At 72.4% G+C, this 20812-nt stretch carries 17 protein-coding genes and 1 pseudogene; 10 read left to right on the top strand and 8 right to left on the bottom strand.

Annotation, left to right across the window (positions count from 1 at the left end):
* Window positions 1-43 precede the first annotated feature (43 nt).
* The 6 genes from FHR33_RS05395 to FHR33_RS52445 are packed head-to-tail and all read left to right on the top strand — an operon-like array spanning window position 44 to window position 4939.
* Window positions 44-895: a 3-hydroxyacyl-CoA dehydrogenase family protein gene (locus tag FHR33_RS05395; protein WP_183644341.1), complete on the top strand. Its 852-nt coding sequence runs from the start codon at window positions 44-46 to the stop codon at window positions 893-895.
* Between the two features lie 11 nt (window positions 896-906).
* Window positions 907-1161: an acyl carrier protein gene (locus FHR33_RS05390; RefSeq protein ID WP_183644338.1), complete on the top strand. Its 255-nt coding sequence runs from the start codon at window positions 907-909 to the stop codon at window positions 1159-1161.
* A complete protein-coding gene (locus FHR33_RS52450) occupies window positions 1158-2318 on the top strand; it encodes an acyl-CoA dehydrogenase family protein (protein ID WP_312895374.1) in 1161 nt (386 codons plus the stop codon). Before FHR33_RS05390 ends, FHR33_RS52450 begins: the two co-directional genes overlap by 4 nt.
* Window positions 2315-3388 (top strand): HAD-IIIC family phosphatase, encoded by a 1074-nt coding sequence (locus FHR33_RS05380; protein ID WP_183644335.1) that lies wholly within the window; start codon window positions 2315-2317, stop codon window positions 3386-3388. Before FHR33_RS52450 ends, FHR33_RS05380 begins: the two co-directional genes overlap by 4 nt.
* A 10-nt stretch (window positions 3389-3398) precedes the next feature.
* Complete coding sequence (locus FHR33_RS05375; RefSeq protein ID WP_183644332.1) at window positions 3399-4193, top strand: thioesterase II family protein; 795 nt, start codon at window positions 3399-3401, stop codon at window positions 4191-4193.
* Window positions 4184-4939 (top strand): 4'-phosphopantetheinyl transferase family protein, encoded by a 756-nt coding sequence (locus FHR33_RS52445; protein ID WP_183644330.1) that lies wholly within the window; start codon window positions 4184-4186, stop codon window positions 4937-4939. Before FHR33_RS05375 ends, FHR33_RS52445 begins: the two co-directional genes overlap by 10 nt.
* On the opposite strand, the gene FHR33_RS05365 is transcribed toward FHR33_RS52445, so the two are convergent.
* The 6 genes and pseudogenes from FHR33_RS05365 to FHR33_RS05340 all read right to left on the bottom strand — a co-directional run bounded on the left by FHR33_RS05365 (window position 4902) and on the right by FHR33_RS05340 (window position 16353).
* Window positions 4902-6062, bottom strand: a complete 1161-nt coding sequence (locus FHR33_RS05365) for an acyl-CoA dehydrogenase family protein (RefSeq protein ID WP_183644327.1) — start codon at window positions 6060-6062, stop codon at window positions 4902-4904. The two genes, FHR33_RS52445 and FHR33_RS05365, sit on opposite strands and share 38 nt — an antisense overlap.
* 7 nt (window positions 6063-6069) lie before the next feature.
* A complete protein-coding gene (locus FHR33_RS48970; protein ID WP_221240947.1) occupies window positions 6070-9189 on the bottom strand; it encodes an SDR family NAD(P)-dependent oxidoreductase in 3120 nt (1039 codons plus the stop codon).
* A gap of 37 nt (window positions 9190-9226) precedes the next feature.
* A pseudogene (locus tag FHR33_RS49820) lies at window positions 9227-9946 on the bottom strand (beta-ketoacyl synthase N-terminal-like domain-containing protein); the annotation flags it as partial.
* Window positions 9943-14646 (bottom strand): type I polyketide synthase, encoded by a 4704-nt coding sequence (locus FHR33_RS05350; protein ID WP_183644324.1) that lies wholly within the window; start codon window positions 14644-14646, stop codon window positions 9943-9945. The pseudogene FHR33_RS49820 and the gene FHR33_RS05350, both read right to left, overlap by 4 nt.
* A gap of 101 nt (window positions 14647-14747) precedes the next feature.
* On the bottom strand, window positions 14748-15533 hold the full coding sequence (locus FHR33_RS05345) for an ABC transporter permease (protein WP_183644321.1): 786 nt from the start codon (window positions 15531-15533) through the stop codon (window positions 14748-14750).
* Window positions 15523-16353: an ABC transporter ATP-binding protein gene (locus tag FHR33_RS05340; RefSeq protein WP_312895997.1), complete on the bottom strand. Its 831-nt coding sequence runs from the start codon at window positions 16351-16353 to the stop codon at window positions 15523-15525. The genes FHR33_RS05345 and FHR33_RS05340 overlap by 11 nt, the downstream gene beginning before the upstream one ends.
* A 176-nt stretch (window positions 16354-16529) precedes the next feature.
* Here FHR33_RS05340 and FHR33_RS05335 point away from each other — a divergent pair, with 176 nt between their 5' ends.
* Genes FHR33_RS05335 through FHR33_RS05325 form a run of 3 tightly spaced genes read left to right on the top strand, consistent with a single transcriptional unit; the run spans window position 16530 to window position 18874 of the window.
* The gene (locus FHR33_RS05335; protein WP_183644315.1) at window positions 16530-17207 is read left to right on the top strand and encodes a phosphotransferase; all 678 of its coding nucleotides are present in this window, start codon (window positions 16530-16532) and stop codon (window positions 17205-17207) included.
* An 18-nt stretch (window positions 17208-17225) separates the two neighbouring features.
* Window positions 17226-17645, top strand: coding sequence for a DUF1707 SHOCT-like domain-containing protein (locus FHR33_RS05330; RefSeq protein WP_183644313.1), 420 nt, complete (start codon window positions 17226-17228; stop codon window positions 17643-17645).
* Window positions 17646-17647: 2 nt separating this feature from the next.
* Window positions 17648-18874 carry an acyltransferase family protein gene (locus FHR33_RS05325; RefSeq protein WP_183644311.1) on the top strand — a complete coding sequence of 409 codons (1227 nt, stop codon included), beginning with the start codon at window positions 17648-17650 and terminating at the stop codon, window positions 18872-18874.
* A 34-nt stretch (window positions 18875-18908) separates the two neighbouring features.
* Here FHR33_RS05325 and FHR33_RS05320 read toward each other — a convergent pair whose 3' ends face one another.
* Window positions 18909-19583, bottom strand: a complete 675-nt coding sequence (locus tag FHR33_RS05320) for a DUF1345 domain-containing protein (RefSeq protein ID WP_183644308.1) — start codon at window positions 19581-19583, stop codon at window positions 18909-18911.
* A gap of 124 nt (window positions 19584-19707) precedes the next feature.
* On the opposite strand from FHR33_RS05320, the gene FHR33_RS05315 reads away from it, so the two are divergent.
* A complete protein-coding gene (locus tag FHR33_RS05315) occupies window positions 19708-20061 on the top strand; it encodes a VOC family protein (RefSeq protein WP_183644305.1) in 354 nt (117 codons plus the stop codon).
* Between the two features lie 84 nt (window positions 20062-20145).
* Here the strand turns inward: FHR33_RS05315 and FHR33_RS05310 are convergent, their stop codons facing one another.
* On the bottom strand, window positions 20146-20811 hold the full coding sequence (locus FHR33_RS05310) for an AIM24 family protein (protein WP_183644302.1): 666 nt from the start codon (window positions 20809-20811) through the stop codon (window positions 20146-20148).
* Between the last annotated feature and the right edge of the window lies 1 nt (window position 20812).

Genomic DNA, 20812 nt, shown 5'->3' with positions numbered 1-20812 from the left:
CCACATCCACAGAAGGAACCACGATGAGCGGAACGGAGCGCACATGACCGTGATCGGCGTAATCGGCGCCGGCGTGATGGGCGTCGGCGTTGCCCAGAACCTCGCCCAGACCGGCCACGACGTGGTCCTGGTCGACAAGGACGAGCGTGTCCTGCGGGAGGCGCTGGCCACGATCGGCCGCAACGCCAGGATGAGCCGCCTCATGGGCGGCCCGGCCCTGGACCCCGACGAGGTGCTGTCCAGGATCACCACCGCGGTCGGCGCCGCCGGCGCGGCCAAGGCCGACCTCGTCATCGAGAACGTGACGGAGAACTGGGACGTCAAGCGGGAGGTGTACGAGACGCTCGACGCCGAGTGCGGCCCCGGCACCGTCTTCGTCGTCAACACCTCCGCCATCCCCATCACCAAGGTCGCGGCCGTCACCCGGCGGCCCGACAAGGTGATCGGCGTGCACTTCATGAACCCCGTCCCCGCCAAGCCCGCCGTGGAGCTGATCCCCGGCTTCCACACCTCACAGGACACCGTCCAGCGCACCAGGGACCTGCTGGCCGCCATGGGCAAGAAGGCCATCGACGTCAAGGACTCGTGCGGCTTCGTCTCCAACCGGGTGCTGATGCTGACCGTCAACGAGGCCGCCTACCTGGTGCACGAGGGCGTGGCCGACGCCGAGTCGGTGGACGAGGTCTTCCGCAGCTGCTTCGGCCATCCGATGGGCCCGCTGGAGACCGCCGACCTGATCGGTGTCGACACCATCCTCTACAGCGTCGAGGTGCTCTACGAGCACTACGCCGACAGCAAGTACCGCCCCTGCCCGCTGCTGAAGCAGATGACCGACGCAGGGCTGCACGGACGCAAGTCCGGGCGCGGCTTCTACACCTACGACACGCAGAACTGAAGGAGTCACGCATGTCCACCACCGCCAAGGGCCAGATCCTCGACTTCATCCGCGGCAGGTACCCGCAGGCTGAGATCGACGAGTCGCAGGACATCTTCGCGCTCGGCTTCGTCAACTCGCTGTTCGCCATGGAGCTGGTGATGTTCGTCGAGAAGACGTTCGAGGTCACCATCCCCAACGAGGAGCTGCGCATCGACAACTTCCGCACCGCCGACGCCATGTCCGGGCTGGTGTCCAGGCTCGCGCCCGACCTGGCCGTCGCGTGACCCTCACCGGCACGGTGCCCGCCACCGCGGCGGGCACCGGACCCGTCACCGACCGGCGCTCGGCCCGCGCCTTCGTCGACACCCACGTCGTGCCGTACGCCGACGCCTACGACAGGAGCGGCCGCGTTCCCGAGGAACTGCTGCGGCGGGTCGCCGAGGCCGGGCTGTGGGCGCCGTTCCTGCCGCCGGACTCGGGCGGCGCGGGGATGGACATGGTCACCCTCGGCGAGATCCACGAGGAGGTGGGCCGCGGCTGCTCGTCGCTGCGCAGCCTGCTCACCGTGCACACCATGGTCTCGTGGACCGTGCAGCGCTGGGGCACCCCCGAGCAGCGCGAGCGATGGACGGCGGCGCTCGGGCGAGGAGACACGCTCGGCGCGTTCTGCCTGTCGGAGCCCGGCGCCGGCAGCGACGCCGCAGGCATCACCACCACCGCCACCCCGACGGGCGCCGGCTGGGTGATCAACGGCGTGAAGAAGTGGACGACCGGCGGCCAGCGGGCCGACGTGTTCCTCGTCTTCGCCCGTACCCCCACCAGCATCGGCGCGTTCCTCGTGCCGAAGGACACTCCCGGGGTGGAGGTCCTGCCGATCGACGACATGCTCGGCACCCGCGCCTCCATGCTGGCGGAGATCTCCTTCACGGACGTGGCCCTCGGCCCCGACGCGCTGCTCGGACCGAGCGGCTTCACCGCCGGCATGGTCCTGACCGGCACCCTCGACCTCGGCCGCTACAGCGTGGCGGCCGGCTCCCTCGGCATCCTCCAGGCGTGCCTGGAGGCGTCCGCGAGCTACGCCGCTCGCCGGGAGGTGGGCGGCCGCCCGCTGGCGGAGCTGCCGCTGATCCAGGCCAAGCTCTCCGACATGGTGACCGACGCGCGCGCGGCCCGGCTGCTGGTCGCGCAGGCGGGCCGGCTCAAGGACGCAGGGGAGTCCGCCACGATCATGGCGACCTGGGTGGCGAAGTACTTCGCCTCCACCGCGGCGGCCAGGCACGCCTCCGAGGCTGTTCAGATCCACGGCGCGAACGGCTGCGCGCCGGGCTCCCCGGTGGCGCGCTTCTACCGCGACGCCAAGGTGATGGAGATCATCGAAGGCAGCAACGAGGTCCAGCGGATCACCATCGCGGGCCAGGCAGAACGGGAGACGACCAGATGACCGTGACCACCGAGCGGCCCGACGCGCTTCCCGCCAAGCCCGCGCGCGGCCGCATCAAGTGCATCGTGTGGGACCTCGACAACACGCTGTGGAACGGGGTGCTGCTGGAGGACGGCGAGGTCAGCGTGCGGCCCGACGTCGTGGAGCGCATCCACGAGCTGGACCGCAAGGGCGTGCTCCACTCCATCGCCAGCAAGAACGATCGCGACGCGGCCATGGAGAAGCTGCGCGAGCTCGGGCTGGAGGAGATGTTCCTGCACCCGCAGATCAACTGGAACGCCAAGTCCGACTCGATCAGGACCATCGCCAAGGCGCTCAACCTCGGCCTGGACGCCTTAGCCTTCGTCGACGACCAGGAGTTCGAGCGGGCCGAGGTGGCCCACCAGGCTCCGGAGGTGACCTGCGTCGACATCCTGGAGCTGGAGGAGGCGCTGACCAGGCCCGAGTTCCGGCCCAGGTTCGTCACCGACGAGTCGGCGCAGCGGCGCGCCATGTACCGCGGCCAGATCGCCAGGGAGGAGCTGGAGCAGGAGTTCGTCGGCACCAACGAGGAGTTCCTGGCCGGCCTCGGCATGACCTTCACCATCGCGCCCGCCCGCAGGGAGGACCTGCAGCGGGCCGAGGAGCTCACGGTCCGCACCAACCAGCTCAACTCCACCGGCCGCACCTACTCCTACGACGAGCTCGACGCGCTGCGCGAGTCGCCCGATCACCTGCTTCTCGTCGCCTCCCTCACCGACATGTTCGGCAGCTACGGCAAGATCGGGCTGGCGCTGGTGGAGAAGGGCGAGGACGCCTGGCGGCTGTGCATGATGCTGATGTCGTGCAGGGTGATGTCGCGCGGCGTGGGGATGGTGCTGCTCAACCACATCATGCGGCTGGCCGCCGAGGCGGGCGTCGCCGTGCGGGCCGACTTCGTGGAGACGGGCCGCAACCGCATGATGCAGATCACCTACGCCTTCGCCGGGTTCAGGGAGGTGAGCAGGGACGGCGCCCACGTGGTGCTGGAGGCCGACCTGAGCGCCGTCCAGCCGCCGCCCTCCTACGTGAAGCTCGACATCGCCGAATGAGGGACCGACCATGACCGTCCATGACCTGACCGACGACGACGTCCTCGTCCGGTGGCTGCCGTTCAGGACCCTGACCGGCGCCGAGCCGGGGGCGCTGCCGCTCTACTGCCTGCCGCACGCCGGCGGCGCCGCCTCCGCGTTCCGCATGTGGCAGCGCAAGCTACCGGGCGTCGCCGTCCAGCCCGTGCAGCCGCCCGGCAGGGAGGGCCGGCACAAGGAACCGCCCTACCTGCACATGTCCGAGCTGGCCTCGGACCTGGCCGACGTGGTGCTCGCCGACGTGGAGCTGTCGTCGGCCGGCCGCCGCTACGCCCTGTACGGGCACAGCCTGGGCGCGCTGGTGGCCTTCGAGCTGGTCCGGGAGGTCCGGCGGCGGGGCGGGCCCGAGCCTGTGCACCTGTTCGTCTCGGGAGCCGACGCCCCGCACGTCACCTACGAGCCTGGACCGCCGGTGTCGGGTATGACCAGGGCGGAGGTGGTCGCCCTGCTGCGGCGGCTCGGCGGCACCCCCGAGTGGCTGCTGGCCGATCCGGACGCGCTGGAGATGATCCTGCCCGCCGTGCAGGCCGACTTCACCGTCAAGGAGACCTACCTCTACCGGGAGGAGCCGCCGCTCGACGTGCCGATCTCCGCGCTCCCGAGCGCCTCGGACCCGCGCGTCGCGCCCGCGAAGGTGGCCCGCTGGCGTGACCAGACCACGGCACCCTTCGCGCTGCACCCGTTCGACGGCGGGCACTTCGCGGTGTTCGAGCAGGCGGCGCGCACCCAGCGGCTGCTCGCCCAGGCGCTGCTCCCGTGGGTGTGAGGCACCGGCGGGCGCTCTTCGCGTCGCGGGTCTCACGCGTCCGGCCGGATCCGGCGGACGCCGCGGGTGTGCGGGTGTGGCGGGTGGACCTGGACAGGGCGGGCGCCCGCCGCGGGTGGCGCCTGCTGTCCTGCGCCGAGCGCGAGCGGGCGCTGGCCTTCGCCGACCCGGTCGAACGGCGCCGCTACGTGGTGGCGCACGCCGCCCTGCGCACGGTGCTCGGCGGGCTGTGCGGCGTGCCCGCGGACCGGCTCGGCTTCGGCCGCGACGGCTCAGGCCGTCCGTGCCTGCTGCCCCTGGGCCGGCGGCCGGTGCCCGATTTCAACCTGTCGCACTCCGGTGCGTGGGCCCTGGTGGCGACCGCGCCGCCGGGCGCCCGCGTGGGGGTGGACGTCGAGCAGGTCCGCGCCCGCTTCGACCACCTGGCGCTGGCCCGGCGCTTCTACCAGCCCGAGGAGGTCGCCCGGCTGCGGGCCACGGGACCGGAGGGGTTCTTCCGGCTCTGGACCGCCAAGGAGGCCTACGTCAAGGCGTCAGGCGTGGGCCTGGCCGGGATGAGTGACGTCCTCGTACGCGAAGGGAGCGCGACGCACGCCACCGTGCTGTCGCGCTCCGCGCGCTTCCCCGAGTGCCGCGTCCGCTGGCTGGACGTCGCGCCCGGCTACGCCGCCGCCCTGGTCACGACTGCCCTGGTCATGACCGCCCTGGTCACGACCGCTTCGACACCGGCACCACGTACCGGCTGAACACCAGCTCGCGCAGCACGTCGTCACCGCCCTCGACGATCGAGACGTAGCGCATGTCGCGCAGCAGCTTGCCGATGACGGACTCGTGCGTGTAGCCGAGCCCGCCGAACATCTCCGAGGCCGCCGAGGCGATGCGCCACCCCGTCTGGCCGCAGAACATCTTGGCCGTCAGCGCCTGCTTCAGCGTCCCCACGCGCAGGAACTCCTCGCCCGCGTCCGGCCGGGCGGCGATCGCGTCGTAGGCGCGCGCCGCGGCCGTGCACTGGTTGGCCATGACCTCGATCTCCATCTCGAACTGGCCGAGCCGGCCGGCGAACACCGCGTTGCCGGTCAGCGGGGCGCCCTTCACCGTCTTGGTCGCGCCGTACTCCATGCACACGTCGCGCACGCGGCGGGCGACGCCGAGCGCCGTGGCGGCGATGAGGATGCGGCTGGCGTTCAGCCCCACCTCCAGCAGGCGCAGCCCGTTGCCGCGCAGCACGTTGCCCTTCGGGACGCGCACGCCGGACAGCGACACCTGGTAGGTCGCCGACGAGCGCAGCCCGATGACGTCCCACCGCTTGTCCACGGTGACGCCCGGCGTGTCGCGCGGCACCAGCACGGCCAGGTACCCGGACGGGTCGTCCTGCGCCCGGGCCACCACCACGAGGAAGCGGGCGAAGTCGGTGTTGGTGGAGAAGGCCTTCTGCCCGTCGAGGACGATCGTGTCGCCCTCATGACGGGCGGTGGTCGTGATCCTGGCCAGCTCGCTGCCGGCGGCGTGCTCGCTGCCCAGCGTGGCGCAGAAGCCGTTGCCGGACACGAGCTCGCCCAGGTGGCGCTCCTTGAGCTCGTCGCTGCCGTACCACGTCACCATGCTCGTGGTCAGCACCGGGATGAACAGGGTGAACGCCACCCCGGCGTCGGCGTAGGCCAGCTCGGCGGTGATGCGCACGCTCTCCTCGAGCCCGAGGCCGAGCCCGCCGATCTCCTTGGGCAGCCACCAGTTGGCCAGACCGGTGGCGGCGAAGCGCTCGTAGAGGGGGAGCGGCGCGTCGGCGAGCGAGTCGAGATAGGCGTCCTTGCCCGCCAGCTCGCGGCGGGCGAACCCCTGCACGGCCCTCAGGTACGCGGGCTGCTTCATCGGCGGTTCACTCCTCCTCGTCGTCGCGGACGTCGAGCAACTCGGCGAGCTGGCGGACCGTCGGGCACTCCAGCAGGCCGGTCACCGGCACCGACGCGTCCAGCGCCCTGCGGATCCGGGTGGTGAGCTCGATCGCGAGCAGCGAGTGGCCGCCGAGCTCGAAGAAGTTGTCCAGGGCGCCGATCGGATCGATGCCGAGCACCCGGGACCAGATCGCGGCCAGCGTCGCCTCGGTGCCTTCGCGCGGCTCCACGTAGGCGTTGTTCAGCTCGGGACGAGGGTGCCGCTCCCGGTCGTCATCGTCGTCGCCGGCCTCGTGGATGTCGCCGGTGACCCACTGCGCGATCCGGGCGTCGAGCGAGCCCGTCGAGATGACGAGGTGGCCGGCGCGGTCGGCGGCCGACAGCGCCCGCTCGAACACGTCCACGCCCTCGCCCGGGGTCATCGCGAAGTCGACGACGGCGCCGCTGTGGCCGGCGACCCGGTCAGGGTCGATGTTCCAGGTGTCCCAGTCCACCGTGACCCACCGCCCGGCGCCGCGCGTGCGGGCGACGCGGACGTAGGCGTCCAGGGCGGCGTTGGCGGCCGCGTACGGCCCCAGCGTCATGCCGCCGAGCACGGCCGCGATGGACGACAGCGTGATGCGGCGGTCCGGGCAGCGGTCGCCGAGCACCTTCTGCAGGACGTGGAAGCCGGTCACCTTGGCGGCCAGGTGGGCGTCGCACTGGGGCCGGTCCATCAGGTGGGCGAAGTTGAAGTAGGCGCCGTCCTGCACGCCCGCTCCGTGCACCACCACGTCGATGTCGCCGAAGCGGGCCACCGCCTCCGACACGACGGCGCGCATCCGCTCCTCGTCGGCCACGTCGGCCGACAGGGCGAGCACGGTGGCGCCCCGGCGCTCCAGGTCGAGGATGTTGCGGATGTGCCGGGCGGTCCGCTCCCCGCCGGGCGGCACGTCGGCCAGGTAGGCCTCCCATCCCTCCCTGGGCGGCAGGGGGGAGCGGCCGGTCAGCACCAGGCGGCAGCCGTACGCGTCGGCCAGGTGGCGTGCCAGCACCAGCCCGACGTCGCCGAGCCCGCCGGTGATGAGGACCGTGTCGCCGTCGCGGAACGGCCGCCGCTCGGGGTCAGGCTCGGCCACGGGGTACGGCTCGTAGCGGCGCAGCCACGTCTCACCCGCGCGGACGGCCATCGGGCCCTCGTGCGCGCAGACCGACGCGGCCAGCACCGCCTCCGCCAGCGCCGCCATGCCGGGGCCCGTGGCGCCCGTGGCGTCGAGGTCGACGTGGCGGCAGCGCAGCCGCGGGTTCTCCTGCTGGAGGCTGGGCGCGAGCGCCGCCAGCGTGGCGTGCTCGGGGTGGCGCAGCTCGGCCCCCGCGACGTTCACCGCGAGGGAGGTGAGCAGGACCAGCTCGGCCCTGGGCGCCGAGCCGGTGTTGTCGACCAGCTCGCGGGCCAGCTCGAGCGCCGAGTAGAAGCCGCGGTCCTGTTCCGCGGCGAAGTGCGCCACCGGGTCGCCGCCGGGCGCCGGCTCGGCGGATGCGAGGCTGAAGCCGTGCACGATCGCGCGCGGGCTGACCACCAGCGAGTAGAGCAGCTCGGCCAGGTCGCCCGGCTTGCCCGAGCGGATGGTGAAGTCTCCGTCGTCGTGCTGCTCGAACCGGTCACCGTCCCGTACCGCGGTCACCTCGGCGCCGGCCAGGTTCAGCCGCTCGACCAGCGCCTCGCCGCGTTCGTCCGCGGTGAACACCAGCCAGGGGCCGGCCTCGCGCAGCCGCTCGTCCAGGTCGGCGAGGGGCAGCGGGCGCTGCCTCCAGGACGGCAGGTGGGTCCACTGCGACCGGTCGAAGTTCTTGCCCTCCCCGGCCGGCGGGCGCGCCTGGCCGGCGGTGGCCTTGACCCAGAACCTGCGCCGCTGGAACGGGTAGGTCGGCAGCTCGACGCGGAGTCCCGCGCCGCCGTGCAGCTTCGCCCAGTCCAGGACGCTGCCCGCCAGCCAGAGCCTGGCCAGGGTGGACAGCAGCCATGTGGCGGCGTCGGCGCCCTCCTCGGGCGCGACCGGCACCTCCTCGGCCTGCGCGGCGTCACCCTCGCCCACCAGGTGGACGCCCAGCCCGGCCAGGCCCTCGGCCAGCGCGCTCAGCGCCTGCTCCCTGCCCGCACCCCCAGCCGTCGCCGTGCCGGGACGCAGCACCGCCTCGACCGCCGCGTGCAGCTCCGCCCACCAGGAGTCCGGCGGACCAGCGGCGGCCACTCCGTCAGCGCGGGTCTCGCCGGCGGGCGGGAGGTTCGCCGGCACGGCCAGCCGTACCTTGGGGTTGCGCCGCTGGGTCTTGCCGTCGATCCAGCGCGACGGGTCGGCCAGCGCGGCCACCGCGTCGTCGCGGTCCCTGCAGACGACCGCGCGGCGCAGCGCGAAGGCGCCCCGCGACATCTGCAGGGTGAACGCCACGTCAGCGAGATCGGCGCCTCGCTCCTCCTCCAGGTGCCGGCGGAGCCGCTCGGTGAGGTCGGACAGGGCCTGCTCGTCGGCTGCCGAGAACACCAGCAGGTGCGGGCCGGGCCTGGCGGGCCGCACCGGCCGGGGCGGCGCCTGCTCCATCACCACGTGCGCGTTGGTGCCGCCGAGCCCGAAGGAGCTCACCCCGGCCCGCCGCGGGTGCGGGCCCGCAGGCCACGGCCGGTCCTCGCTCAGCACGGTGAACCGGTCACGCGCCGTCGCCAGCGCCGGGTTGGGCGTCGCGTAGCCGGGCGTGCCCGGCAGCAGCTCGTGCTTGAGGACGAGCGCGGCGCGCATCAGCCCCGTGACGCCGGAGGCGCGGTCGAGGTGCCCGAGGCTCGGCTTGACCGATCCCAGCACGCACGGCGTCTCCGTGGCCTGGGTGAACACCCGGCTCATCGCCGCCAGCTCGATCGAGTCTCCCAGCATGGTGCCGGTCGCGTGGCATTCGACGTAGCCGACGGTCTCGGGCTTGACCCCGGCCACGCCCAGCGCCGACTCGATCACCTCGGCCTGACCGTCGACACCGGGCGCGGTGTAGCCGGCGCGCAGGCGGCCGTCGTTGTTGGCCGCCGATCCCAGGATGACCGCGTGGATGACGTCCCCGTCGGCGATCGCGTCGGACATGCGCTTGAGCGCCACCGCGCCGGCCCCCGCTGCCCATCACCGTGCCGCCCGCCTCGGCGTCGAAGCTGCGCACCCGTCCGTCCGGCGACATGATGCCGCCCTGCTCGTACAGGTAGCCGGACGGCTGGGGGAGCGGGGTGAAGGCGCCGCCGGCCACGGCCAGGTCGCACTCGTAGGTGAGCAGGCTCTGGCAGGCCAGGTGGACGGCGACCAGCGAGGTCGAGCAGAAGGTCTGCACCGAGACGGCGGGACCGCGCAGCCCGAGCTTGTAGGAGACCAGGGAGGCCAGGGAGTCGCGCTCGTTGCCGATGGCCATCAGCATGGCGCCGCCCGGCTGGGAGGTGAGGTGCTGGATGTTCTGCACGACGTAGTCGGGGAAGCCGCAGCCGCCGAACACGGCGACCTGGCCGGGCACGTCCGTCGGGCAGTAGCCGGCGCCCTCCAGCGCCTCCCACGAGCACTCCAGGAACAGCCGGTGCTGCGGGTCCATCGTCTCGGCCTCGCGCGGATTGATGCCGAACACGCCGGCGTCGAACCGGTCGAGACCGTCCAGCGGGCCGCCGACGCGGACGTAGCGCGGATCGGCCAGCTCACCGGGGTTCACCCCGGCCTCGCGCAGCTCCTCCTCGGTGATCGTACGCAGGCCCTTGACACCCGCCAGCAGGTTGTCCCACAGCTCAGCGACGCCGGCGGCGCCCGGGAATCGCCCGGACATGCCGATCAGCGCGACCGCGGACTCGTAGTCGGTTCCGGTCATGACGTCCTTCCGCTCCTGAGCATGTTGCGCCGCTGCGCGATCCTGGACCGCTGCTGCTCGCGGGCCTCGGCAGGCTGTTCGCCCGCCTCCTGGCCCGCCTTGGCCGCCTCGGCCAGCGAGGCGATGGTCGGGGCCTGGTAGAGGATGTGCGGCGGCAGGTAGGACAGCTCCAGCGCCTTCCTGACCTCGGCGATGATCTCCATGCCGAGCAGCGAGTTGCCGCCGAGTTCGAAGAAGTTGTCGTGCACGCCGACCTGCTCCAGGCCGAGCGCCTCGGTCCACACCCCGGCGATGGCCTCCTCGGCGGGTGACTGCGGCTCGACGTAGGCGGTCGACAGCTCGGGTCTCGGGTGCCTGCCGAAGGCGTCGCGGATCTTCTTCACCGTCGCCTGGTGGCTCTCGATGGACGACCGGCGGCTCATCGCCACCATCGGCGCGAAGTCTTGGGTGGAGGCCACCACGTGCGGCTCGCCGCTGGCCAGCACCCGCAGCAGCGTCTGCCAGCCCTGGTCGAAGGTGAGGCCGAAGTTCTCCCTGTACCACTCGAAGTACTGCCGGGAGCCCTCGTCGTAGTTGTCGAGCCCGTCGGTCCAGCCGTTCCACGTCCACTCGCACCAGTCGATCGAGGTGACGGTCACGCCGGGCAGCGGGTCGCTGAGCGCGAAGGAGTCCAGGAAGGCGTTGGCCGCGCAGTAATCCACCTGGCCCGCGCCGCCGCCCGTCGCCGACGTCGTGGAGGAGAACAGGGCGAGGAAGTCGACCGGCACCTCACGCAGCACCTCGGCCAGCGCCAGCGTGCCGGCCACCTTGGGCGCCAGCACGCGCTCCATGTCGGCGACGGTCTTGAACTGCATGAGGCCCACCGCCGGCACACCGGCGCAGTGGAGGACGCCGTCGAGCTCGCCGAAGTGCTCGAGCGCGGCGTTCACGGCTCGCCGTACGTCCTCGGCGCGGGAGACGTCCCCCGCGACGGTGACCACGCCCGAACCGGCCGCCTCCAGGCGGCGCAGCCCTTCCAGCCGTCTGCGGACCTCGCCCGCGGCGTTCCCGCCGGCCAGGATCGACGCCCACTCCTCGCGGGCGGGCACCGGCGTGCGGCCGAGCAGCACCAGCCGCGCCCGGTACTGCTCGGCCAGCCTCTCGGCCATCGCGAGCCCGATGCCGCCGAGCCCGCCGGTCACCAGGTAGACGCCGCCCTGGCGGACCCGGGCCGCCGGCGGCGCCTGCTCGATGACGGCGGCGTCGAGCGTCTCGTAGTCGGGGATCCAGCGCCGACCGGCGCGCAGGGCGACGACCTGGTCGGCGGGCTCCGCGCGCAGCTCGGCGAGCAGCCCGCGGGTCACGGAGCCGGGACCGAGGTCGATCAGCCGGGTGCGCGTCCTCGGGTACTCGACGGGGATGAGGCGGGTGGGGCCGAGCAGGGTGCCGCTCGCGGCGTGCACGCGGTCGCCGGGGTGCACGCGGTGGGCGCCGCTGGTGACGATGTCGAGGGTCCAGCCGTGCAACCCCAGGTCGCCGCAGGCGCGGGCGAACGCGACCAGCGTGTGCAGGCCGCGCCGCAGGCACTCCTCGACGGGCCGGTCGCCGTCGGCGTTCCACAGGTGCACGATCCGCTCGGGGACCCAGTCGCGGCCGGTCAGCTCGCGCAGCGCCGCGACGGCGTCCTCCGGCGAGCCTGGCCGCACCTGGATGCCGTCGGGGCCGCTGGCGAACGCCTCGCCTGGCCGTATCAGCACCGCCTCCCCGCCGGTGGCCGCCAGGTGCGCCAGCAGCGGCGCGGCCAGCTCGTCGGCGAGCCCGGCGTCGGTGTAGACCAGCCAGCGGGCCGCCTCCTGCGGCATCGGCGCTCGCGGGGTGGTCTCGCGCCAGAGCGGCGCGTGGATCCAGCGGGTGTCGGGCAGCCGGGGGTAGGCCTTGGCGATGCTCTTGGGATCGCTCTCGTCGAAGGCGGGCGTTCCGCCGCCCAGCGCGGACTCGTCGATCTCCAGCCAGTACTCCTGGTGCTCGAACGGGTAGGAGGGCAGCGGCACGCGGCCGGGCGCCCAGCCGACGCCGTCGTCGTGCAGCGCCGTCCAGTCCACCGGCACGCCGGTCAGCCAGAGCTTGGCCACCGCCGTCGCCAGCGCGGCGCCCGCGTCCTGAGGGTCGCCTGCAGCGGGCAGCGTGGTCACGATGAGCGGCCACCGGCCGCGCTCACAGGCCGGGTGCCCGCGGGTCAGCGCGCCCAGCGACTGGCCGGGGCCGATCTCGGCGAGGGCCAGCTCGGGGATGCCGAGCACGTGGTCGAGCCCTGCGCCGAACTCGACGGTCTCGCACATGTGCCTGGCCCAGTACCCGGGGTCGGTGACGAGCTCCTCGGTAGCGGGCGCCCCTGTCACGTTGCTCAAGTACGGCAGGGACGGCGGGCGCAGGGTGATGTTGTCGGCGATCCACGTGGTCAGCTCGCCGGCGACCGGCGCGAGCATCCGCGAGTGGAAGGCGTGCGTCGTCTCCAGCCGCCGATGGCCGATCTTGGCTTCCAGCAGCCGGGCCGCCGCCGCCTCGACCGCGGCCACCGGTCCCGCGAGCACCACCTGGGAGCCGGTCCTGACGGCGACGTCCAGGTCACGGCTGCCCTCCTCTCCCAGCACCGCGGTCAGCCGCCGCTCGTTGGCGGAGACGGCCAGCATCGCGCCCTCGGGCTGGGAGGTGATGAGCTTGGCCCGGTAGGCGACCAGCCGCAGCGCGTCGGGCAGCGACAGCACGCCCGCCAGGCAGGCCGCCACGTACTCGCCCAGGCTGTAACCGATCATGACCTCGGGCCGCAGGCCCCACCGCATGAGCCGGCGCGCCAGCGCGTACTCGGCGACGAAGACGGCGGGCTGCACCAGGTGGGCCTCGGTCATGGAGCGCGGCGCCTGCCCGCAGGCCCGCCCCATCAGCCTGGCCAGGTCGCCCGCCCCGTCCGAGGTCCGCTCGGCGGGGGTGAACACGTCGGACAGCTGCCCTGGCTCGGTGAGTCCGAGAACGGCGAGGCACTCGTCGACGTCCGCCCTGAAGCCGGGGTCCTCGGCGTAGAGCCCGGCCACCATGCCCGGATACTGCTCGCCGACCCCGGCGATCAGGAAGCCGACCTGGCGTCCCACGGTGGCGTCCGTACGGCCCAGCGGCCCCGCGGGGTCGGCGAGCAGGGCGGCGGCCTGGCCGGTCGAGTCGGCGACGACGACCTTTCGATGGTTGAACACCTTGCGCCCGGCCTGCAGCGTGTAGGCCACGTCTCCCAGGTCGTCGGCGGAGCTCTCCAGATGCTCGGCCAGCCGGGCGCAGGAACGCTCGGCGGCCGCCGCCGAGCGCGCCGACACGGGCAGGATCTGCCAGCGGCGCGGGCGGGCCGGGCGCTCGGCGGGCTGTGGGGCCTCGGTGATGATCGCGTGCGCGTTCGTGCCGCCCATGCCGAGGGAGCTGATGCCCGCGATGCGGGGCCGGTCGCCGGTGCGCGGCCACGGCGTCGGCTCGGCGGTGACGCGGAAGGGGCTGGCCTCGAAGTCGATCTCCGGGTTGGGGGAGCGGTAATGCAGCGTGCCGGGGATCAGCTCATGGCGCAGCGACTGGACCACCTTGATCAGCCCGGTCACGCCGGAGGCCCTGTCGAGGTGGCCGACGTTCGGTTTGATCGAGCCGAGCACGCAGTACTGCCTGCGCTCGGTCGCCCCGAAGGCGCGGGTCAGCGCGGCCACCTCCATCGGGTCGCCGACCTCGGTGGCGGTGCCGTGCGCCTCGACGTAGGAGACGTCGGCCGGATCGACGCCCGCCCTGGCCAGGGCCGCCGACACGCAGCGGCGCTGGCCGTCGATGCTGGGCGCCAGATAGCTGAACTTCATCGCGCCGTCGTTGTTGATCGCCGAAGCGCGGATGACGGCGAGCACGGTGTCCCGGTCTTTGACCGCGTCCGACAGGCGCTTGAGCGTCACCACGGCCGCCCCGTCGCCGAACATGCTGCCCCGGCCCTCGGCGTCGAAGGTGCGCACGTGCCCGTCGGGTGACTCCTGGCCGCCCTCCTCCCACAGATAGCCGATCCGGTCCGGGATGCGCACCGACACACCACCGGCCAGCGCCATGTCGCACTCGCCCCTGCGCAGGCTCTCGCTCGCCAGGTGCACCGCGACCAGCGACGTGGAGCAGAACGTCTGCACCGACACGCTGGGGCCGTTCAGGTCGAGCCGGAAGGAGACGTTCGTGGCCAGCGAGTCCTTGTCGTTGCCGATCATCAGGGCGGAGGTGTCGATGCCCATCTCGAACGCCCTGAGCCGGGTCAGCAGGTAGCCGCTGATGTTCATGCCGGCGAACACGCCGACGCTGCCCCTGCCCTGGGGCGCCGCGTAGCCGGCGGACTCCAGGGCCTCCCACACGCACTCCAGGAAGATGCGCTGCTGCGGGTCTGCGAGAGTGGCCTCGCGCGGGTTGTAGCCGAAGAAGCCGGCGTCGAACCCCCGGATGTCATCGAGGATCGGCCGGGACCTGACGTAGTTCGGCTGCTGGAAGGTGGCCGGGTCGACGCCCGCGCCGGTCAGGTCCTCGTCGGAGAACCGCGTGAACGACTCGACGCCGGTGCTGATGTTGCGCCAGAACGTCCCGATGTCGGTCGCACCGGGGAATCGACCGGCCATGCCGATGATCGCGATGTCGTTGTCGCCCGGTGAATGTCCGTGATCCATCAACATGCCTCTATTCACTGGAGTTGGCTTGCGGTGCTCACCGCAGCGCACACGAAGCGCTCACGACGTTCACGTCCGTGCTCACGCCAGGAGCCCGCATCAGGTGCTCACATCAGCCCGCCGCGGCCCCAGCCGCGCGCGAGCCTGCGGGCGGCGAACGCGCCGGCCATGACGCCGATCGCCAGCAGGACGGCCGCCGGGCGCAGGGTGCCCGCCACGTCCCCGGCGACCGCGGACTGCATCATGGTCAGGGCCCAGTAACCGGGCGAGGCGGGCGCGGCCACCTGCGCCCATTCGGGCATGAGGCTCAGCGGCACCAGGGCCCCGCCCAGCGAGCTGAGCGTGAGCGCGCCCACGTCGGAGATGACGCTGAGCTCGCCATGGCTGCGCACGATCGTGGCGAGCGCCGCCCCGATCGCCAGCAGGGCGAACGCCCAGATCACGATGGACATGAGCACGATGGCGGGATTGGGCGGAACGGGCAGCCCGATCGCCAGGCAGCCGTACACGAGCAGGATCGACTGCTGGGCGACCATCACCACGAACAACGGCAGGGTCTTGCCGATGAGCAGCTCGGCCGCAGGGGCGCGGCTCACCCGCAGCCGGTCCCAGGTGCGCCAGGTGCGCTCGGACAGGATCGCGTTGCCCGCCAGCGAGATCGCGAAGACGGAGAACATGACCATCAGGCCGGTGGCCACCTGGGTGGCGCCGGCGTCCAGCGCCCTGACGTACAGGGGCCTGAGCACCAGCATGAGCACCATCGGCATGGCCACGTAGCTGATCATCTGCCCGGGGTCGCGCAGCCGGAGGAGCAGGTTGAGCCTGGCCAGGGCGGCGATCCGGTGCACGGAGCCGAGCACGCCGAGGCCGGGCCGTGGGGCGTCAAGGAGCATCGTGGACCGCCAGGGATCGATAGAGGTCGTCCAGGGACGGGTTGCGCACGTCCACCGAGCTGATCGGGCGCTTGGCGTGGTGCAGGAGGTCGATGAGCGTCGCGGCCGGATCCGAGGTGGAGATCCTGAGCTCCTCCTCGCCCTCCAGCGTCACCCGCACCTCGCCCGGCAGATCCTTGGCCAGCTCCTCGTAGCTGCCCCTGGCGATGACCCGGCCGTCGCGCGCCACCGCGATCGTGGCCTGCAGCTCGGTGAGCTCGGGCAGGTAGTGAGTGGTGTAGACGACGGCGGCGCCCTCGCCCGCGCGCTGCTTGACGACGTCGAGCATCGCCTGCCGGGTCTCCAGGTCGGCGCCGGCGGTGGGCTCGTCGAGGAGCAGCAGGCCAGGCCGGTGCACGAGCGCCGTCGCGGCCTGCGCGCGGCGCTGCTGGCCGCCCGAGAGCTTGCCGGTCCGCCTGTCCATGAGCTCGGTGAGCCGTAGCACGGCGGCCAGGTCCTCGATCGCCGAGCGCAGCGCGGCCCGCCGGAGCCCCGAGAGCCTGCCGTACAGCTCCAGATGCTCCCGGACGGTCGCCGACGGGTACAGGGCGATGTGCTGGGGAGCCACGCCGACCTGGCCGCGTACGGCGGCGGGCGGCTTGCCGTCGATGGTCACCCTGCCGCCGTCCGGGCGGATCAGGTGCGACACGATCTCGACGAAGGTCGTCTTGCCCGCGCCGTTGTGCCCGAGAAGCCCGACGATTTCTCCGGCTGCCACGCTCAGAGTGAATCCGTCGAGCGCCTGGATTTCGCCATAACGTTTGACGAGGTCGGTTGCCACCAGCAACGTGTCACCTCCCCATATTCAATGGAATAAGCAGGTGAATGAGGGTCGAATCCATGTTCGTCTCACGCTAGCGATAAATACCGGCCCGCCCGCTGGCAGGAAGTTGCCGGAAATAACGGTCACCGCGCTGAGGTACTGTTTTTCCGGCTTTACCGCCTAATCTGACAGATATGCAGGTTGGATCGTTGATCGCCGCCGGCTATGACTGCGAGATCTTCGAGGCGGGGCCCGGCCGGGTCGTCCGCCGCTCGCGTGACGGCCGCAGCCTCGAACGCGAGGCCGCGGTGATGCGGCACGCCCGGCGGCACGGATTCCCCGCCCCCGAGGTCTTCGACGCCGACGGGCCCGACATCCTCATGGAGCACGTGGCGGGGCCGAGCCTGCTCGAGGAGACGGCCCGCGCCCCCGGACGGGCCGCCGAGCACGGTGAGCTCCTGGCCGGCCTGCTGCGGCGGCTGTCGACCGTGCGGTCGCCCGGCTGGCTGCAGGCCGCCGCCGGCCGTCCAGGGAACCGGCTGCTCCACCTGGACCTGCATCCCGGCAACGTGCTGCTCACCGGCGACGGCCCCAGGGTCGTCGACTGGGCCAACGCCGCGAGGGGCGCGCCGGGCGCGGACGTCGCGTGCACCTGGCTCATCCTGGCCACCGCCACCGTCACGCAGCCGTCCCTGGAGGAGGGACGGGCCGGCCTGCTCGCCGCCTTCCTCGACGGCGTCGACCCGGCGGCGGCCCGCCCCCACCTGAGGGCGGAGGCGCGGCGGCGGCGCGCGGAACGCGATCTCACGGCAGAGGAGCAGGCCGAGATCGACCGCTTCCTGGCCCGCGAGGCCGGCGAGGCGTCCCTGTAGCCCCCACAGGAGGTAGAGATGGCCGAGCACCGCGACGTGCGGGCATCGGACGACGATCGCGAGGCCGCCACCCGGCGGCTGCGGCTGGCCGTCGAGGAGGGCTGCCTCGATCTCCAGGAGTTCGACGACCGGGTGGGCCGGGCGCTGGGCGCCACCACCCGCGGCGAGCTGGCGGGGCTGCTCGCCGACCTGCCCACCGAACGCCGGCAGAGCCTGCCGCCGGTGCGCGGGGGCGCGCCCCGGTGGCTGAAGACGCTGTGGGCCGTCTGGGGTGCGGTGCTGGCGGTCAACGTCGTGGTGTGGGCCGCGGTCAGCGTGGCGGAGGCGTGCCCGCTGGACTTCTGGCCCAAGGACCTGCTCGCTCCCGCCGTCGTGCTGGCCGTGGTCACCGCGGCGCACGCGGCCCGCAGGCGCGCCTCCCTCCCCTCCGGCGGCTGACCGTGACCTCCTCACAGACCGCGCCCGCGGCCGAGCGGCGGACGGATGTGGACCTGCTGCGCGTCGTGGTGGTGGCCGGGCTTGTGCTCTTCCACTCGGCGCTGGTGTTCGACGCGCGCGACGACTTCTACGTCAAGAACGCCGAGACCACCGGCGTCACCATGGTCGTCACCGTGCTGGGCGTGCTGTGGGCGATGCCGCTGCTCTTCTACGTCGCAGGCCTGGCCGCCCGCCACTCGCTGAGCCGCCGCGGCCCTGCCGGCTACGCCGCGGAGCGCTTACGCAGGATCGCGGTGCCCCTGGTGTTCGCCACGGTGGCCATCGTCCCTGTGCCGCAGTGGCTGCGCTGGCGTGCCGACCCCGCCCACCAGGAGTCGTACCTGGAGTTCCTGCCCCGGTTCTTCCAGGTCGAGCTGGACCTCGCCGAGTTCCCCTTCGTCCTGCAGGGCGAGTACTTCGAGACCGGGCACCTGTGGTTCCTCGTCCTCCTGCTGACCTTCTCCCTGCTGCTGGCGCTCGCGGCCCGGTGGCGGACGCCTCCGCGCCTCGGGGAGCGGATGGCCGAGCTCACCCGCAGGCGCGGCGCGGTGCTCCTGCCCGCCCTGCCGCTGGCCCTGACCAGCATGATCCTCGGGCTGGAGGAGGAGTACGCCGGGTGGAGCCGGTGGGCGTACCTGATCTTCTTCTGCTACGGGTTCGCGTTCGCCGCCGACGAGCGCTTCCGCCAGGCGGTGCGCCGGGACCTGCGCCTGGTCGCCGTGTGTGGGCTGGCGCTGTTCGCGGCCGGGGTGCCCGTGCTCCTGTCCGCGGGAGACGACGCCTTCACCGCCTCCGCGCCGCTCGCCGTCCTCGGGCGGGCGCTGTACGGCGCGGCCGGATGGTGCTGGCTGCTGGCGATCCTCGGCTTCCTCGACAGGGCACCCACCCGTCCAGCCGCCGGTCCGGCATCCCGTCCCCCGCGCGGGGGCGCTCTGCGCGGCTATCTGTCCGAGGCCGTGCTGCCCCTGTACGTGCTGCACCAGCCCATCGTGGTCGCCGTCGCCTACCAGGTGGTGCGCTGGGAGGCGCCGATCGCGGTCAAGTACGCCGTCATCGCGGCCGGCTCGCTCATCCTGACCGTGCTCGCCTATGACCTGCTGGTGCGGCGGACCAGGCTGACCCGCTTCCTGTTCGGGCTGCGGCCCGCGAAGGCGGGTGCGGGGGAGCGGCCGGAACGCGGGGCGTCGTAGCCGGGACGACCACGATCGTCCCAGCAGCCGAGCGCTACCTGCTGCTGAGACTGGCCACCAGATTGATCGTGGTGGCCAGGATGCCTGTGCCGAACAGATAGGACAGCAGCGCATGGCGCAGGGCGGCACGACGTATCAGCGTGGAGCGAAGCGCGGTGTCGGACACCTGGAAGGTCATGCCGATGGTGAAGGCCAGGTAGGCGAAGTCGCTGTAGGAGGGCGGGCCCGATCCGTTGAAGTCGATGCCGCCATCGGGCCCCGCGTAGTACAGATGCGCGTACCGCAGGGTGAACACCGTGTGGACCACCGCCCAGGACAGGACGACCGAGGCCAGGCCCAGCGCGACTCCGACCAGTTCGGCGGCCCCTTCGCTGTGCGTGGCCCGCACGATGACGATGCCGACCGCGACCAGGCTCGCGACGGCCGCCGTCAGCAGCACGATGTCGGTGACGGCGCGGTCGGGATCGGTCGTGGTCGCCCGTCGTGCGGTCTCCGCGGCGTCACGCCGTAGGATCCCGGTCCAGATCCAGGTCATGTAGACCACGCATGCGGTGTCCCAGCCCACCAGCACGCCCAGCGCCGGAGAGCTGACCCAGATAAGGGGGACAGCGACCGCCACGCCGCACAACGCGGACACCAGCACCTCTACCTGGGCGGACACTCCGCGGCGTGCTCGCGGCTCGCGTGGCTGATCGACACGTCTCGGCATACTCCCATCGTCCCCACTCGCCCCAGGCAGCACACGGGCCCGGTGAGGTACCCCCGGGCACGCTCTCGTCGACTGGAGAGCGATCGAGGTACCTTCCCATCAAGATAGGCGTGAGGAGTCGTGGGTGCTGCATCACATCCAGCTGGCCTGTCCGCCCGGCAGCGAGCCCGTCCTGCGGGAGTTCTACGCGGGCGTGCTCGGCTTGGCCGAGATTCCCAAGCCTCCCGTCCTCGCCGCCCGTGGCGGCTGCTGGTTCCGCGGCCACGGCATCGAGCTGCACCTCGGTGTCGAGGCCGACTTCCGTCCTGCGCGGAAGGCGCACCCTGGCATCCTGGTCCGTGACCTCGACGACTGGGCCCGGAGGCTGGGCGAGGCCGGCTACCCCGTCGCCTTCGACGACGACTTTCCCGGGATGCGCCGCTTCTACAGCGAAGACCCCTACGGAAACCGTCTGGAGTTCCTCGAACCGCTTCCCTAGAACGGACAGCCAACAGCTTCGCAGCCGACAGGGACGACGGAAGCCACGGCGGTTCGCCCACCCCTCCTGACGCTCCAGGGAACGCTACTGCGCCTGGACCACCGGCGGACCCTCGCTCGCCTGGACCAGAACGAAGCCCTGCCCCTGGAACGCGAGCTGCATGGCCTCACCGCTGCCACGGCCGATCAACGCCCCGGCCTTCATCGTGCGGTTGACACCCACGTGCAGGTCGGCGCTCCAGCACACGGCGGACTGTCCGTCGGCGAAGGTGGGCATCTGCGAGGTGTCGAGGAGCACGGGGGTGCCGTGGGCGGTGACCGCGACCCAGCCGGTGCCCCTGATCGTCATGTTGAACAGTCCGCCCGCGGCGACGCCCGCGCCCTGCACGCGCTTGATCTCCCAGGTGAGCGGGGCGTCGAAGGCCAGCAGGTTGCGGCCGTTGACGGTCAGGGCCTCGTTCTCGAGGTAGAACAGATGGATGTCGTCGGCGTTGTCGGCCAGGAACAGCAGGCCCTGCCCTCTGACCCGCATGAGCGGCGCGCCCTCGCCGGTCATCATCTTCTTGAACAGCTTGCCGACCCCGCCCGCCCCCTCGTAGTCGAAGTCCATCTGCCCCTGGAAGGCGACCATCGAGCCCTGCCTGGCGAGCACCTCGTCGGGCAGCTGGATGCGGAGCATCTTGGAGTTCTGCAGGGCGAAGTTGGCGGGAACCTGTTGGGTGTCCAGGTTCCTGAAGAGCGCGCTGCGCATG

This window comes from Nonomuraea dietziae (assembly GCF_014195505.1).
GTDB classification, from domain to species: Bacteria; Actinomycetota; Actinomycetes; order Streptosporangiales; family Streptosporangiaceae; genus Nonomuraea; species Nonomuraea roseola.
The sequence above is the reverse complement of the archived record's forward strand: the minus strand, read 5'-3'. Positions and strand labels throughout refer to the sequence as shown.

What these genes read in the sequence shown, in the direction of transcription:
- FHR33_RS05395 (WP_183644341.1), top strand. Translation starts at nt 44, where the DNA reads ATGACCGTGATCGGCGTAATCGGCGCCGGCGTGATGGGCGTCGGCGTT.
- FHR33_RS05380 (WP_183644335.1), top strand. Translation starts at nt 2,315, where the DNA reads ATGACCGTGACCACCGAGCGGCCCGACGCGCTTCCCGCCAAGCCCGCG.
- FHR33_RS05330 (WP_183644313.1), top strand. Translation starts at nt 17,226, where the DNA reads ATGGCCGAGCACCGCGACGTGCGGGCATCGGACGACGATCGCGAGGCC.
- FHR33_RS05335 (WP_183644315.1), top strand. Translation starts at nt 16,530, where the DNA reads ATGCAGGTTGGATCGTTGATCGCCGCCGGCTATGACTGCGAGATCTTC.
- FHR33_RS05350 (WP_183644324.1), bottom strand. Translation starts at nt 14,646, where the DNA reads ATGTTGATGGATCACGGACATTCACCGGGCGACAACGACATCGCGATC.
- FHR33_RS05390 (WP_183644338.1), top strand. Translation starts at nt 907, where the DNA reads ATGTCCACCACCGCCAAGGGCCAGATCCTCGACTTCATCCGCGGCAGG.
- FHR33_RS05320 (WP_183644308.1), bottom strand. Translation starts at nt 19,583, where the DNA reads ATGCCGAGACGTGTCGATCAGCCACGCGAGCCGCGAGCACGCCGCGGA.
- FHR33_RS05345 (WP_183644321.1), bottom strand. Translation starts at nt 15,533, where the DNA reads ATGCTCCTTGACGCCCCACGGCCCGGCCTCGGCGTGCTCGGCTCCGTG.
- FHR33_RS05375 (WP_183644332.1), top strand. Translation starts at nt 3,399, where the DNA reads ATGACCGTCCATGACCTGACCGACGACGACGTCCTCGTCCGGTGGCTG.
- FHR33_RS05365 (WP_183644327.1), bottom strand. Translation starts at nt 6,062, where the DNA reads ATGAAGCAGCCCGCGTACCTGAGGGCCGTGCAGGGGTTCGCCCGCCGC.
- FHR33_RS48970 (WP_221240947.1), bottom strand. Translation starts at nt 9,189, where the DNA reads ATGTCCGACGCGATCGCCGACGGGGACGTCATCCACGCGGTCATCCTG.
- FHR33_RS05310 (WP_183644302.1), bottom strand. Translation starts at nt 20,811, where the DNA reads ATGCGCAGCGCGCTCTTCAGGAACCTGGACACCCAACAGGTTCCCGCC.